This is a genomic window from Pseudarthrobacter sp. S6, assembly GCF_050156575.1.
GTDB lineage: Bacteria > Actinomycetota > Actinomycetes > Actinomycetales > Micrococcaceae > Arthrobacter.
The window spans coordinates 2,349,547-2,364,152 of sequence record NZ_CP189581.1 but is presented as its reverse complement, the minus strand read 5'-3'; the positions used below and the strand labels follow the sequence as shown (position 1 = coordinate 2,364,152).

The following is a 14,606-nucleotide window of genomic DNA, read 5'->3' as shown; positions in this document are numbered from 1 at the left end:
CCCGTCGTGTTCCGGCCAAGTTCATACAAAGGTCGCCTTCGCCCACATCCGTTTCGGCGGGCAGCTGCCTACTCGTCGGGAGCGGTGCAGGGGCGATGGCGCAGCGTTGCCAACCCTGATGATTGCAGGCAGTGTGTCGTGGAGTGGCTGGCGGGGGCAGATCCCGGCCACACAAGCGTCTCTGCGGGATGTCGGGCTGAGAGTCCAGGGCAGCGGCCATGCCGGTGGGCAAGTGGTATTTTGAGGATCGGCATGCGCGCTCTGTTGTGAAATTCGTGAAGGGAAGTCTTTTGTCACGTCTTCTTCCGGGGTACGGGTCCGTGGGTGGCCGCCTCCGGCGTCTGGGGCGACGCTTCCTTTCAACACTCCGGGGTGCTCCAGCGACTATGGGTTTTGTTGTTCTTTTCTGGGTGCTGGGGCTTACATTTTGGTTTGCTATCACGACGGCTGCGCCTGGGTGGGATTCCAACGTTGCCGTGACGGTGCGCACCGTTCCGGGTCGGTGGTGGACGGTGGTGTCGTCGGCTTTCTGGGCCAGGGACCTGTTTGGTTATGTGCTCGGCACGGTGTTGATTCTGGTGGTTGGCGTGCCTGTGGAACGGCGTCTCGGCAGCGCAAGAGTGGTGGCGGTGGCCTCGCTGGCACAGTTCACGGGGGTTCTGGCAGCCATGGGGTTCTGGCAGTTGATTCGCCCGCTTGCGGGTGAATGGCTGATGGGCGGGATGTACTTTGCGGGCCCGAGCCTGCTGGCCTGGGGGGTGGCTGCTGCAGGTACGGCAGCGATGGGAACGTTGTGGAGGCGCCGGCTTCGGCTGGGCATTTTCGCATTGCTGGTCCTCCTGGCCCTTTACAGTGGCGGTTTCGCCGATCTGGCCCGACTGATAGCCGGGGCAACAGGTGCCCTGCTGGGGCCGTTGTTTCTGGGTCGGCGCCCCCGGAGGAAAATCTTTGTGAGCAGCCGACACGAGGGCAGGGTCCTCGTGGCCGTGCTGGTCGCAGTGTCCGCTATCGGGCCGGTCATCGCGGGGCTGGTTCCGCACGCTATGGGCCCGCTGTCTGTGCTGCGCCTGCTGTTCACCGGGATTGAACCCGTTGACGCCCAGACAGTGCAGGATCTGTGCACCGCCGCCGGCAGGCACAGGGAATGCGAGGCTGCGCGGTTGCAGCTCAGGGCCGGCGCGGGTGGCCTCTTCATGGCCATCGTCCCGTCGGTGTTGTTGTTGCTCCTTGCCGAGGGGCTACGCCGTGGCCGGCGGTTCGCTTGGGGAGCTGTCTTGGTTCTCCAATCCTGCCTGTCGGCGCTTTCGCTCGTGGTGCTGATCCAGGTGCTTCAATCAACTGGCCAGGACTCGGTAGCCGGTGAGGTCGTTTCAGCGAACCTGTCAGGCAGTTTTCCTGCCCATCCGCTGTCCCTAGTAGTCCCGTTGCTGATGCCTCTGCTGCTCCTGACGGTTTTGGTGGCGTGCCGGCGGTTGTTTCCGGTAGCTGCTCCACGCGGCACGTACGCCCGGCTCGCTATCCAAGTGCTGGTGCTCGCCGTCGCCCTGGCTGTGCTCTATATCGGCAGCGGTCTGGTCCTGGCCCAGGATTTCAGCCCGGTTCCGACCCCCGCAGGGCTGCTTGCCGATGTCCCGGACCGGTTCCTCCCGCTAGGGTTCGCGGTCGACGTTCTGCCCGCATTCTTCCCGCAGACATTTCCGGCCATCGTTCTGTATGAAGGCGTCGGTATCGTGTTCTGGGCCGTGACCGGTGCCTTAGTGCTGCGAACCTTCCTCGGGATTCGTCCGACACACTCCGGGGATGACAAAGCCAAAGCCCGCGCCATCCTGACGGCAGGGGAGGGCAGTTCCATCTCATGGATGACACTGTGGTCCGGGAATAGGTACTGGTTTTCACGTTTAGGGGACAGCTTCATCGCTTACCGGGTCATCGCTTCGGTGGCCCTGACGCTCGGCGGACCGGTCGGCCCGAAGACCCGGATGACCGAGCTGATCACGGAATTTTCGCTGTATTGTAGGGCGAACGGATGGACACCGTGCCTGTACTCGGTCCCGCAGGACGTCCGGGACACGGCCGTGGCTCTCGGCTGGGAGGCTGCAGAGGTTGGACAGGAAACTGTTCTTCCCCTGGAAAATTTGTCCTTCAAGGGAAAAAAGTTCCAGGACATTCGCACCGCACTGAACAAGGCAGCCAAAGCAGGGATCTACGCGGAATGGGTCACTTACCCTGCAGCTTCCCGCGTCATTCAGTCACAAATCCAGGAAGTCTCCGAAGAGTGGGTGGCCGAGCGCAACATGCCGGAAATGGGCTTTACCCTGGGAGGACTGGACGAGCTCGACGACCCCGAAGTCCAGTGCCTGATCGCCGTCGACCGCGAGCGCCGGGTACACGCTGTAACGTCCTGGCTGCCGGTTTACCGGCACGGGAATATCACCGGCCGGACCCTTGATGTCATGAGGAGGCGAAGCGACGGGTTCAGACCCGCCATCGAGTTCCTTATCGCCTCGGCGGCCAGCAGCCTGCGCGAGGAAGGTCTCGGGTTCATCAGCCTCTCTGCAGCGCCCCTGGCCCGGATACCCGGCAGCGGGACCCCGGACCAAATCCGGGACGATGCAGGGCCCAACGGTCTGGAACGGATCCTGAACGCCCTGGGCTCGGCCCTTGAACCGGTTTACGGATTCCGGTCCCTCCTGGCCTTTAAAGGCAAGTTCCACCCCCGCTACCAGACCCTCTTCATGACCTACCCTGACTCAGCCGCCCTCCCCGGTATCGCCCAGGCGCTCACACGCGCCTACGTTCCCAGCATTTCACTCGGGGACGCTCTGCAACTCGTGGGCCGCATCATCCGGCGTCAAAACCATCCATGAGCGAGTCCATCCCCGGGTCTGACGGCTCGGCACCCGCGTCAAACCTTCCGTGGGCGATTGCACCTACGGGCGGCCACGCGGGTGTTTACGGCGATATTTTCGTGAAAGAGGTGAGCCAGTTGCGCACGGATAGCTACGCACATTTCCTGCGCATCTTCCGGACCTGCAACTTCGCCGGTTCCAAATCCCCATACCGGTTCATAGGCGACAACGAGCCCGGCGGCCCATTCGGCGGTGAGGCCTTCGACTGCGCCGCGCAGCTGAGCGGGCGTGGTCCCCGGCCGTGAGCCGAAGAAGGGCGTGCACCGGGTCCGGCCCAAATCCGATGCCGCCGGTCAGGGCAGGGTGCCGTATCTGCGCATCAACCAGTCAAGGTTATTCTGGAGGCCAGCACTCCAGGCGTGCCATGTGTGGCCGCCCGGAACCTGATGAAGCTGCATCTCCATTCCCGCGGCTTTGGCGGCCGTGTATACGATGATTCCCTGCGGACGGTAAAAGGAGTCATCGGCACCCACGGTGACCACGCCGGCCGTGCCCAGGAACCGGCCTGTTTTCAACACATCGACGTCGTTCTGGCGGGCAAAGGCCGCCTCATCACCGTCCAAGTATTTCCGCACCAAGGCGCTCCTGCCGCCGTTGATGGTGGGTTGGTCCTCACTGGGGATATCCAGAAAGGTTGGGTACTGATCGGCATAATTCACCCCCAACTGGGTTGCGCACGTGCCGCCGTAAGAGAAACCGGCGATGGCCCAGTCGCGGGAGCCACCGCTTCCGGCGACCAGCGAGGACTTCGCCCAGGCAGGCACATCCCTGGCGAGGTAGGTGGCGGCGTTCCCGTATTTCCTGTCGAGGCACAGCGGGGGTCGCTGGCATGGTTGCCGCTGGCATCCGGCATCACCACCACGGGGGCCAGACCCTTGTGGGCTGCAGCGTACTGGTCCATTACGGCGTTGATCTGACCTGATGTGACCCAGTCCCGGCTGCTTCCCGGCAGTCCGTGCACCAGGACCAGGTCCGGGCGGTCCGGGCGGTCCTGGACTTGGTACGCCGGCGGCAGGTACAGGTAAGCTTCCGAAGTTCGCAGCTTACTCACTGTTCCCGGAATCTGTGCGGAGATTACGCGCCCGGCCTCTGGCTACAGTTTCCGCCCGGCGTCGGCCTCGTGCGGTGCTCATGTTTCTGCCGACAGCAGAGCAGCCGCACAACGGGCACCGGACCGCTCACGAACGAAATCGAGTACACAGCTGGATCCTATAAGTCTGCAGCTTGGAAATCCCCAAGCAGAGGGGGCCTTTTCAGCTGGCTAGGGCTGCGCTAAGAATCCGCTTCATCTTGTCGCGCAGAAATTTTTGTCCCCTGGCGCTGGGGTGTTCACCGTCCGGCCCGAGCAGAACATCGGCGCGGTCGCTGATCCAGTGATCGGCTATGGGATCAACGAATCTCACACCCATGTCCTGCGCGGCGGAAGCGTCAGAGCTGCTCACGTCGGCAAGCACCTGATCCGGCCCCTCGCTGCCGGACAGCGGACCGATCGCGACGAGAGTGGCCTTGGGAGCCAGGGACGACGCGGCGTCGAACGTTGCCGCGACCGCCGCCTTGAGCTCCTCCGGATCTGCCCCCTTGTCGTTGTCGGATCCGAAGAACAAGATCACGTCGGTCGCAGGTGTGACTGCCGCCTGGACTTCCATACGGAATGTGTCGCCGTCGACACCGGTGGCCAGGTAGCCGCTGCCGTTCTGGGCAGCATTAATGATTTCAACCGCCCGATTGTCGGGCAGGGGTACCGACTGCAGGAGTTTGGGCCACGCCTGTTTTGGTGACGTTCCAAGCCCCGTGCTCAGCGAGTCTCCAATCACGACAACCGTGACCGCGGGATCCATTGACACCGTTTTAGAAATGCCGCCGGACGTGGGCGAGGGCGCCGATACTGGCCGTGTGAACACAGGCTGCGGGTGGACGCCTGCGGGAGCACATGCGCTCAAAACAATCAGCATCGCAGCTCCGGCCGCCGTGGTCTTAGGGAGGCGGTGCAGGGACGACTGTTCCACCTACTCCTCCAACAGTTTCAGCAACGACAAAATCCACCAAGGCAAGCAATGATCTGTGTAATCTTACCGCCCTCCCGAAAAGCAGGCAGGAATATCCAAACGGCAGCCATGGCAAGTTGGCAGCAACCCCCACCTTTGATCCGCCCGCTGTGAACGTGGATTCGATTGACTTACGAAACTTTTCCTCAGGCTGTGGCTGTGGCGGGGGACAGGTCGCTCCGTCTTACGAGCAGTGGAGTTCGTTGCGTGGACGAAGTTGAGGCCGAGACCGGGGTTGGTCCGGCCATGAGGCGCTGAGCCGGGACATGCCTTCCGTGGCCGTGCACATTGCAACACCCACCAACGCGGGCGCCATCTTCCGGTCGGCCGCGGCACTGGACATCGACGCCGTCCTGATTTCGCCGCGCTGCGGCGATCCGCTCTATCGCCGCAGTGTCCGGGTCAGCATGGGAACGGTCTTCCAGGTGCCTTGGTCGCGGCTTGAGTCCTGGCCGGGGGACCTGTCGCTGCTCAAGAAAGCCGGCGTCACGGTGGCCGCGCTTGAACTCACCGAGGACGCCGTGGATGTGGACGGGCTCGCCGCGCGTAATCCGGACAGGCTGGCCCTGGTGCTCAGCACTGAGGGCGCCGGCATGAGCGCCGGGACGCTTGCTGCCGCCGACCTCGCCGTGAAGATTCCCATGCGCGCAGGAGTGGACTCCCTCAACGTGGCGGCGGCCTCCGCCGTGGCGTTCTGGGAACTCCGGCCCCGCGGTTAGCAGGGTCCGCGTTGATCAGCTATTATTATGAGCTGGCTGTCCTGCGCTTTCTGCCTTGCGGCAGTGAAGCAGACACCAGCCATCCCATTCATACCTGGCAGCTGGCAAAATCCAGTTGTGCGAACAAAGGCCCCATTATGAAGTCTGATATCCACCCGAAGTACGAAGCTGTTGTTTTCAACGACCTGGCTTCCGGCGTCAGTTTCCTGACCAAGTCCACAGTGTCTTCCAAGAAGACCATCGAGTGGGAAGACGGAAACACCTACCCGGTTATCGACGTCGAAATCTCCTCCGAGTCCCACCCGTTCTACACGGGCAAGCAGCGCATCATGGACTCTGCAGGCCGCGTCGAGCGCTTCAACGCTCGCTTCAAGGGCTTCGGCGGCGCGAAGTAGTTCACTTCACCCCCCAAGGTTCTTTGGAAAGCCCGCACCGGCAACGGTGCGGGCTTTTTGCGTCCTGGGCATTATCGTTTCGGGGAGCCCTGATCGTGGGGCAGGATGGATGGCATGATCGCCTCGCCATTTGCCGCTGAAGACCGCCCCCGCAGCCACCACGGTGAGTACAAAGTCCCCGGCGGCAAACTTGTGGTGGTGGACTTCGACGTTGTGGACGGTCTCCTCGCCGATGTCTCCGTCAGCGGCGACTTTTTCCTCGAACCTGACGAGGCGCTGCCCGCCATCAACCGGGCGCTGACAGGACTTCCGGAAAGCACGACGGCGGCGGAGCTGTCCGCGGCCGTCACCGCTTGGCTGCCTCCCGGCGCCGTCCTGTTCGGCTTTTCGGCCGACGCCGTGTCCGTCACGGTCCGCCGCGCGCTGGCGAAGGCAACGGCCTGGACAGATCACCACTGGAACATCATCGCCCCCGCCGTGCTGCCGACGCATATTAACGTCGCCCTGGATGAGGTGCTGACCGAAGAGGTGGGCGCCGGCCGTCGCAACCCCACCCTGCGGTTCTGGGACTGGGAGGAACCATCCGTGGTGATCGGCAGTTTCCAGTCCTTTCGGAACGAGCTGGATCCGGATGGCGTAGCCCGGCACGGCATCAGTGTGGTCCGCCGAATCAGTGGCGGCGGAGCCATGTTCATGGAGGCCGGAAACTGCATCACCTACTCCCTGTACCTGCCGCAGACGCTGGTGGACGGGATCAGCTTCGCGGACTCATACGCATTCCTGGACGCCTGGGTGATGGCCGCCCTCGAAAAAATCGGGGTGACAGCCTTTTACGTGCCCCTGAACGACATCGCCACGGACCAGGGCAAGATCGGCGGTGCTGCCCAGAAGCGCCTCGCCAACGGGGGGATGCTGCATCACGTCACGATGAGCTACGACATCGACGCCGACAAGATGGTCGAGGTGCTGCGCATCGGCAAGGAGAAGCTCTCGGACAAGGGCACGCGCAGCGCCAAGAAACGGGTTGATCCGCTGCGCAGGCAGACCGGACTGGCCCGCACGGAGATCATCGGCGCCATGATGGAAGTGTTCAGCGAACGGTACGCAGCCACCCCGTCCGAACTCACTGCCGCCGAACTCAGTGCCGCCGAACTCAGTGCCGCCCGGGACCGGGTGACCACCAAGTTCGGCGCCGAGGATTGGCTGCACCGGGTCCCGTAAGCCCGTGCCGGAGTGGCCTACTGCAGCTGTGCGGTGAGCCCGCGGAGCAGGTGACTCCGCTGCTCCACAATGATCCGGCGCAGCGCCCGGGGCGCGTCAGTGTTGGCCGTCAGCCAGGCATCCGTGCGGAGCACCACGGGGTGCTCCGCTGGCGGTGTCCCCGCCGGCAGGTTCTGCGCCAGGGGGTACAGCCCCCGGACGATCCGGCTGGCGATTTCGATGCTCCGCTGGTCCCAGACGACGCGGAGGCACTCAAAGTAGGGCTCCACATAAGGGTCCAGCAGGGCAGCGGGAGCGGTCGCAAAGCCGGCGATGCTGGCGCTGAGGAGCTGGTTCGACAGCTCCGTCCCCTCCACGGCCTCCTGCCAGGCGGCGGCCTTTACGCCGGGTTCCGGCCGGGAAGCCATCGCCGTGGCATGGCCCGCCCGGCCCGAGGCAGTGGTGTCCCGTTCAAGTTCTGCGTCCAGCTCGTCGGGGGCGGCCTGCCCGTTGGCCGCCAGGGCGTGCCAGAGGCTCCAGCGCAGCTCGGCGTCCACGGCCAGGCCGTCCACCACCACGGAGCCGTCCAGCAGGCCCCTGAGCCGGGGGAGGAGGGCGGCGTCGTGACGGCTGGCGGCGGCGAGCGTCCGCGCCCAGGCCAGCTGGTGGTCCGAACCCGGCGCTGCCTTCCCCAGCTGGGCGTCGGCGGCCGCCAGGAGGGAGCCGCGCACCGCGTCGCGTTGGGCCACGGGGGTGTAGCGTTCGACGGCGGTGGAGGCGTTCTCGAGGATGTTCAGCAGCACGCCGACTCCCGTTTCGGCCGGTCCGAACGACGTCACGGCCTCAACATAGCGCGAGGCGGGGCTTTCCCCGTCGCGGGCGGAGTTCCACAGCGCGGTCCAGCAGAGGGCGCGGGCCATGGGGTCGGTGATCCGGTCCAGCGACGCCAGGACTGTCGCCTCGGACACCGGGTCCAGCCGTACTTTGGCGTAGGTGAGGTCATCATCGTTAACGAGCAGGAGGGCGGGCCGCGGCTGCCCGGCCAGTTCCGGGATCTCCGGCCGTGCTCCGGCAACGTCGGTTTCGACGCTCCCGATGCGGACCAGGGCGCCGTCGGCGTCGAAGTTGTACGAGCCCACACGCAGCCGGTGCGGCCGCAGTTCCTCCCGTCCGGTAACGGGGTCCACCGCATCCTGGACGATCGTCACGGCGCCCAGGACGCCGTCGTGCGTTATAGTCTCCAGCGACAGCGTGGAGATGCCGGAGGTCTGCAGCCAGGCGGCAGCCCAGCCGGTAAGGTCCCGGCCGGAAGCAGCGCTGAGGGCCTTCAGCAGTTCCGCCAGGGTGGTGTTTCCGTAGGCGTGGTCGCGGAAGTACTGCCGTGAGCCGGCGATGAACGCGTCAAACCCCACATACGCCACCAACTGCTTGAGCACGGACGCGCCCTTGGCGTAGGTGATGCCGTCGAAGTTCTGCTTGGCGGCCTCGAGGTCGGGGATGTCGGCCACGATCGGGTGCGTGGTGGGCAGTTGGTCCTGGACGTAGGCCCAGGCCTTGCGTTTGTTGGCGAAGTTCACCCACGCGGTGTCCCAGTCGGTGGCACGGTCCACGCCGAGGGTGCCCATGTAGTCCGCGAAGGACTCTTTCAGCCACAGATCGTCCCACCACTGCATCGTGACGAGGTTCCCGAACCACATGTGCGCCATCTCGTGCATTAGCGTGTTCGCCCGGGCCTGGTACTGCGCGTCGGTGGCGCGGGACGTGAACACATAGCTTTCGGTAAAGGTGACCAAGCCTGGGTTTTCCATCGCGCCCAGGTTGTATTCCGGGACGAAGGCCTGGTCGTATTTCCCCCAGGGGTATGGGTAGTCGAACAGCCGGTTGAAGAAGTTCAGCCCATTTTTGGTCATGCGGAAGAGTTCCGCGGCATCGAAGGATTCCGCCATGGAAGCACGGCAGTACAGCGACAGTGGTACTTCCAGCGGTGTGCCGTCGTTGAGCGCGGCGCTCCAGTGGTCCTGGGCCTTGAAGTAAGGCCCGGCAAGGATGGTAGTGATGTAGGTGGACATGGGGCGGGTGGTGGCGAAGTCCCAGCGGCTGGTGTCCGGATCGCTCGACAGCTGCGTGCGGGCCGCTTCCATACCGTTTGAGGCCACCTCCCAGCCGGACGGTGCCATGACGTGAAACGTGTACTCGGCCTTGAGGTCGGGCTGTTCAAAGTTGGCGAACACGCGCCGTGCGTCGGCGGGTTCGTATTGCGTGTAGAGGTAGCACCGGCCGTCGGCGGGATCCACAAAGCGGTGCATGCCCTCGCCGGACCGGCTGTACAGGGCGGTGCCGGTGACGGTGACCTGGTTCTCGGCCTGCAGGTTGTCCAGGCGGATCCGGGAACCATCCACAACGTCGGCCACGGAGAGCCCTTTGCCGTTGAGGAACACGCTGTGGACTTCGCCGGCGATGAAATCCAGAAAGGTGGCCGCCGCCTGCCCCTGGCCCGGCACGGCTGCGGAGAAGTTGATAACGCTGCGGCTGGTGTAGCCCGCCACGTCCGGGTCCGCTGCCTGCCGCACATCCAGGGAAACGTCGTAACTGTGGGTGCTGATCAGCTCTGACCGTTGAGCGGCTTCATTGCGCTGCAGATTCTCATGTGACACTCCGCTATCTAATCACGGGATCCGGGCCTGCCGCGCCCCATCCCGCCGCAGCCTAGGCTGTCATCAGCAGTGCCGCAGCAAGGCCCAGCAACGCGATCAGCAGCCATGCCGCCAGCGCTGCGAGCAGTGCCTTCGCTCCGGTGTGCAGCAGTGTGCGGATCCTGACAGCGGACCCGAGCCCGAACAGGGCCGCTCCCAGGAGAATGTCCTGCAGCCCGGAACCGGCGTCGAGCAAGCCGTCGGAGAGCCAGCCCGTGGACCGGATGGCAACCATGGCCACGAAACCCACCACGAACAGGGGCACCAGCGGCGGCAGCGCATGTTGGCCCGATGTGCTCCTGCGGTGGTGCAGGCCCGCCACGGCAACAACCGGTGCCAGCAGCAGCACGCGGGTGAGCTTAACGACGACGGCGATGCCCAGTGCCGCGGTGCCGGCAGTCTGCGCCGTAGCCACCACCTGGCCGACGTCGTGCACCGACGCACCCGTCCAGGCACCGAAAGCGAGGGGGCTCAAGTGCAGGGGATGCATCAGCAGCGGCAGGATGCCGATCGCCAAGGTGCCGCACAAGGTCACCAACGCCACCGGCAGAACGGTATCCGCATGCCGGATCCGGCGCACAGCCGCCATGGCTCCGATGGCGGACGCCCCGCAGATCGAAAAGCCGGTGGCCACCAGCAGCGCGGTCTCACGCGGAAGCCGGAACAACCGCACCAGCAGGTACGTGCCGCCGAAGCTCAGAAGCACCACGCCAGTGATGAGGACCATGGCCAGCCAGCCCAGGCCCAGGATGTCCATGATGCTCACTTTGAGGCCCAGCAGGATTATGCCTCCGCGCATAAGGTGCTTGCCCGCAAAGTCGAGGCCCGGCCTGGCCCGGCCGGCGATCCACGTTGCCGTGCCGGGCAGGTTGGCGGCAAGCAGGCCCAACGCAACCGCGATGGTCATGGCCGGCAGTGCCGGCACCATGGCATGTACGGCGAAGGCAACGCCAAGCGCGGGGGTGGCTGTCAGGAGGCCGGGCAGGAGCCTGCCGGAACGTATCGTCAGTCCACGAAGCCTGGCTCGCAGTCCGCTGTGGCTGTTCCCGCTGTCTCCGATGCTCCCGGCATTACTTGTCTCTGGCACTCACTAACCTTGCCGGATAGGACACGGATCCAACGAACCGGCGTTGCCCCGGCAACACGCCACAATGGATGGCAGTAATGAATTCGAAACAAAAAGATGGTTGGCTAAAGGACATGTCAGACCTATTCCAGGATTACTCCGAGGCCGCCGGGCGCACGGGTGCCTACGACGAGATGTTCGCCCCCGGCCAGGAAGCGCGGGAGTCGTACGGTCAGGTGGCCGATGCCCTGAGCAAGCTCTCCCTCGTTGACGTCAGCGCCCGGGCTGACTCCATGGCACGGACGTTCCTGGACCGCGGTGTCACCTTTGACTTCGCGGGGGAGGAGCGGCCGTTTCCGCTCGACATCGTCCCGCGCGTAATCCCCGCCGATGAGTGGACCGTGCTGGAAAAGGGCGTGGCGCAGCGCGTCCGGGCCCTGGAAGCCTTCCTCAACGACGTCTACGACAAAATGAACGTGGTGGCAGACGGCGTCATCCCGCGCCAGCTCGTCACAACCAGCGCCCACTTCCACCGTCAGGTGCACGGCTTCGAGCCAGCAGGCGGGGTCCGCGTGCACATCTCGGGCATCGATGTGGTGCGCGACGCAGCAGGCACCTTCCGCGTCCTGGAAGACAATGTGCGGGTGCCGTCCGGTGTCAGCTACGTGCTGGAAAACCGGCGGGCCATGGCCAAAGGCCTGCCCGAAGCGTTTGGCCAGCAGCTCATCCGGCCCGTGGAAGAGTACCCCAGGCGGCTGCTGTCCGCCCTGCGCAAAACGGCGCCCGCCGGCGTCGACGATCCCACGGTAGTGGTGCTGACCCCCGGCGTCTTCAACAGCGCCTACTTTGAACACACCCTGCTGGCCGGCCTGATGGGCGTGGAGCTTGTCGAAGGCCGCGACCTCATTTGCCGCGGCAACCGCGTCTACATGCGAACCACGGCCGGTGAACAGCGCGTGGACGTGATCTACAAACGCATCGACGACGAGTTCCTGGACCCTCTGCAGTTCCGCTCGGATTCCATGCTCGGCTGCCCGGGACTGGTCAACGCTGCCAGGGCCGGCGGCGTGACCATCGCCAATGCCGTGGGCAACGGCGTGGCCGACGACAAACTTGTCTACAGCTATGTTCCGGACCTCATCCGCTATTACCTCAGCGAGGAGCCCGTCATCGCGAACGTGGACACGTTCCGGCTCGAGGAGAAGGAATCCCGGGAGTATGTCCTGGACAACCTGGCTGAGCTCGTGGTGAAGCCCGTGGACGGCTCCGGCGGCAAAGGCCTGGTCATCGGGCCGGACGCCTCCCACGATGAACTCGAGGCCCTGCGCAAACGGGTCATCGCTGACCCGCGGGGCTGGATCGCCCAGCCGGTCCTGCAGCTTTCCACCGTGCCCACCCTGGGCGGGGACAAGTTCGGCCCGCGGCACGTGGACCTGCGCCCCTTTGCCGTCAACGACGGCGACGACGTCTGGGTACTCCCCGGCGGACTCACCAGGGTGGCGCTCAAGGAAGGCTCCCTGATAGTGAACTCGAGCCAAGGCGGCGGCTCCAAGGACACCTGGGTGCTGGCAGACTCACCCCAGGTGCCGGTGGAAACTGTTCCGCGGCCCACCATATCCATCCGCGAACGGGTATCCGTCTGGCCAGTGGAGAGCAACTGGCGCGACCGCCAGTCGGAGCAGCAGCAGTGACCCCGGCCATCGAACCGGCACAATTGTTCACGGGGTCATCCCCACAGATTTCGGACGCGCAGGAGGTCACCGCGAATGCTTAGCCGTATTGCTGAGTCCCTATTTTGGATCGGACGCTATGTGGAGCGGGCCGACGGCACCGCCCGCATCCTGGACGTGCACCTGGAACGCCTGAACCACCTCCCCATGGACGAACGCCGCAGGGTGGCCCAGGAACTGCTCGCAGTCATGGGTGCCCGGCCGCAGAGCGAAGACTTCGGCCTGCCCGAACTCCTTCACGCCCTGGCGTATGACAAAACCAGCGCAACCTCCATCGCCGGGTCGCTGGGCGCCGCACGCGAGAATGCCCGCCGTGCCCGCGAGACCGTGTCCTCGGGCCTGTGGGAAAGCCTCAACACCACTTACTACGGGCTGAGCCAGCACCGTAAGGACGTCGTGGGGACGTACCGCTTCTGCAACTGGACGCTGGAACGCACGGCCATGGTCAGCGGCCTGGCCGACACCACGGTGAGCCATGACGAAAGCTGGCTGTTCCTGGTGTTGGGCCGGTCCCTGGAGCGCGCGGACATGACGGCGCGGATGCTTTCCACCCGGGATGTGCTTTCTGCGGGTATGTCCTGGGTCAACATGCTGCGGTGCGCGGGGGCCTATGAGTCGTTCCTGCGGACGCGCCGGGCCGCGTTCGGGGACCAGCATGCAGCCGAGTTCCTCCTGCTTGACCGGCTGTTCCCGCGGTCCATCGTCTACGCCCTGCGCGACGCTGATGAGTGCCTCGCCAAGCTGGACCCTTCGGCGCAGCGGGTGGGCTTCATCAACGATGCCCGCCGGATCGTGGGCCAGGCCCGTACGTTCCTCGAGTTCCACCGGACGGACGATCTGATGTCCGAACTGCCCGAGCATATGGAACGCGTGCAGAAGGCCGTCTCGCAGGCCTCGGACGCCATTTCCCGAAAATACTTCAATCAGGCAGACGAGCTCGCCTGGGTGGGAGAAGTTTCATGACCCGGCTGAGCATCATCCACACCACGGCCTACAAGTACAACAAGCGCGTCACGCTCTCCTACAACGAAGCCCGCATGACCCCGCTGACCGACCCCCAGCAGGTGGTCCTTGAATCCGTGCTCAAGGTGTCGCCGACGCAGGCGGCCGTGGGCAACTACCGGGACTACTGGGGCACGCGGGTCACCGCTTTCGACATGCAGATGCCGCACGACCACCTGGAGGTCGTTTCCAATATCACTGTCGAAGTGCACCGGGCGGAAAAAATCCCGGCCGATTCCGACATCGCCGGCTGGGACGTCCTGGCATCGAAGGAATCGTTTAATACGTTCAGTGACTGGCTGCCGCAGTCCCAGCTGAGCGGTCCCGGTGACGAGGTACTGGGCATCATTCCAGGTGTCGTGGCGGGCAAGAACCCGCACCAGGCAGCCATGGCCATCTTCGAATGGATGCGCGGCGAGATGGCATACATGTCCGGTTCCACTGCGGTCACCACCAACGCCGAGGAGGCCTGGGGACAGCGGCAGGGCGTCTGCCAGGACCTCGCGCACCTCGCCATCGGCGCGCTGCGCAGCTGCGGCATTCCCGCCCGGTACGTCTCCGGCTACCTGCACCCGAGGTCGACGGCGGCCATCGGCGAGACTGTTGCAGGCCAGTCACATGCGTGGCTGGAGTTCTGGGACGGCGAGTGGCGCAGCTGGGATCCCACCAACCACAAGCCGGCAGGCGACTACCATGTCACTGTTGCCAGGGGACGTGACTACCGGGACGTGCCGCCACTGAAGGGCATCCTGTCCGGCGGTGGAGGCTCGGCGCTCAGCGTGAGCGTGGAAATCACCCGGCTGGCTTAGGCCTCTAAGGCGGGGACTTCACCTCGGCGCGTGGCCGG

General features: G+C 64.8%; 10 protein-coding genes and 2 pseudogenes. 7 read left to right on the top strand and 5 right to left on the bottom strand.

Going from position 1 to position 14,606, the window contains the following annotated elements:
- Positions 1 to 476 precede the first annotated feature (476 nt).
- Positions 477 to 2,867: a DUF2156 domain-containing protein gene (locus tag ACQCS0_RS11275; protein WP_354155744.1), complete on the top strand. Its 2,391-nt coding sequence runs from the start codon at positions 477 to 479 to the stop codon at positions 2,865 to 2,867.
- A 74-nt stretch (positions 2,868 to 2,941) separates the two neighbouring features.
- On the opposite strand, the pseudogene ACQCS0_RS11270 reads toward ACQCS0_RS11275, so the two are convergent.
- From ACQCS0_RS11270 to ACQCS0_RS11260, 3 genes and pseudogenes are all read right to left on the bottom strand, one after another.
- Positions 2,942 to 3,157 (bottom strand): annotated as a pseudogene (locus ACQCS0_RS11270) (triose-phosphate isomerase); the annotation flags it as partial.
- A 45-nt stretch (positions 3,158 to 3,202) separates the two neighbouring features.
- A complete protein-coding gene (locus ACQCS0_RS11265) occupies positions 3,203 to 3,673 on the bottom strand; it encodes a hypothetical protein (RefSeq protein WP_354155743.1) in 471 nt (156 codons plus the stop codon).
- A 489-nt stretch (positions 3,674 to 4,162) separates the two neighbouring features.
- Positions 4,163 to 4,747, bottom strand: coding sequence for an SGNH/GDSL hydrolase family protein (locus tag ACQCS0_RS11260; protein WP_354155742.1), 585 nt, complete (start codon positions 4,745 to 4,747; stop codon positions 4,163 to 4,165).
- A 494-nt stretch (positions 4,748 to 5,241) separates the two neighbouring features.
- Between ACQCS0_RS11260 and ACQCS0_RS11255 the strand changes: the two are divergent.
- The 3 genes and pseudogenes from ACQCS0_RS11255 to ACQCS0_RS11245 form a co-directional block, all read left to right on the top strand.
- Positions 5,242 to 5,673, top strand: a pseudogene (locus tag ACQCS0_RS11255) (TrmH family RNA methyltransferase); the annotation flags it as partial.
- A 137-nt stretch (positions 5,674 to 5,810) separates the two neighbouring features.
- Positions 5,811 to 6,068, top strand: coding sequence for a type B 50S ribosomal protein L31 (locus tag ACQCS0_RS11250; protein ID WP_111909496.1), 258 nt, complete (start codon positions 5,811 to 5,813; stop codon positions 6,066 to 6,068).
- Positions 6,069 to 6,182: 114 nt separating this feature from the next.
- Positions 6,183 to 7,289 (top strand): lipoate--protein ligase family protein, encoded by a 1,107-nt coding sequence (locus ACQCS0_RS11245; protein WP_426939776.1) that lies wholly within the window; start codon positions 6,183 to 6,185, stop codon positions 7,287 to 7,289.
- A 17-nt stretch (positions 7,290 to 7,306) separates the two neighbouring features.
- On the opposite strand, the gene pepN is transcribed toward ACQCS0_RS11245, so the two are convergent.
- Both pepN and ACQCS0_RS11235 read right to left on the bottom strand, forming a co-directional pair.
- Positions 7,307 to 9,922 (bottom strand): aminopeptidase N, encoded by a 2,616-nt coding sequence (gene pepN, locus ACQCS0_RS11240; protein ID WP_354155739.1) that lies wholly within the window; start codon positions 9,920 to 9,922, stop codon positions 7,307 to 7,309.
- Between the two features lie 52 nt (positions 9,923 to 9,974).
- The gene (locus ACQCS0_RS11235) at positions 9,975 to 11,048 is read right to left on the bottom strand and encodes a YeiH family protein (protein ID WP_426939775.1); all 1,074 of its coding nucleotides are present in this window, start codon (positions 11,046 to 11,048) and stop codon (positions 9,975 to 9,977) included.
- A 113-nt stretch (positions 11,049 to 11,161) separates the two neighbouring features.
- Here ACQCS0_RS11235 and ACQCS0_RS11230 point away from each other — a divergent pair, with 113 nt between their 5' ends.
- From ACQCS0_RS11230 to ACQCS0_RS11220, 3 genes are all read left to right on the top strand, one after another.
- Entirely contained in the window at positions 11,162 to 12,718 is a 1,557-nt protein-coding gene (locus ACQCS0_RS11230; protein ID WP_354155738.1) for a circularly permuted type 2 ATP-grasp protein, read from the top strand.
- Positions 12,719 to 12,793: 75 nt separating this feature from the next.
- Positions 12,794 to 13,720 (top strand): alpha-E domain-containing protein, encoded by a 927-nt coding sequence (locus ACQCS0_RS11225; RefSeq protein WP_056339904.1) that lies wholly within the window; start codon positions 12,794 to 12,796, stop codon positions 13,718 to 13,720.
- The gene (locus tag ACQCS0_RS11220) at positions 13,717 to 14,568 is read left to right on the top strand and encodes a transglutaminase family protein (RefSeq protein WP_426939774.1); all 852 of its coding nucleotides are present in this window, start codon (positions 13,717 to 13,719) and stop codon (positions 14,566 to 14,568) included. Before ACQCS0_RS11225 ends, ACQCS0_RS11220 begins: the two co-directional genes overlap by 4 nt.
- The last annotated feature ends 38 nt before the right edge of the window (positions 14,569 to 14,606 follow it).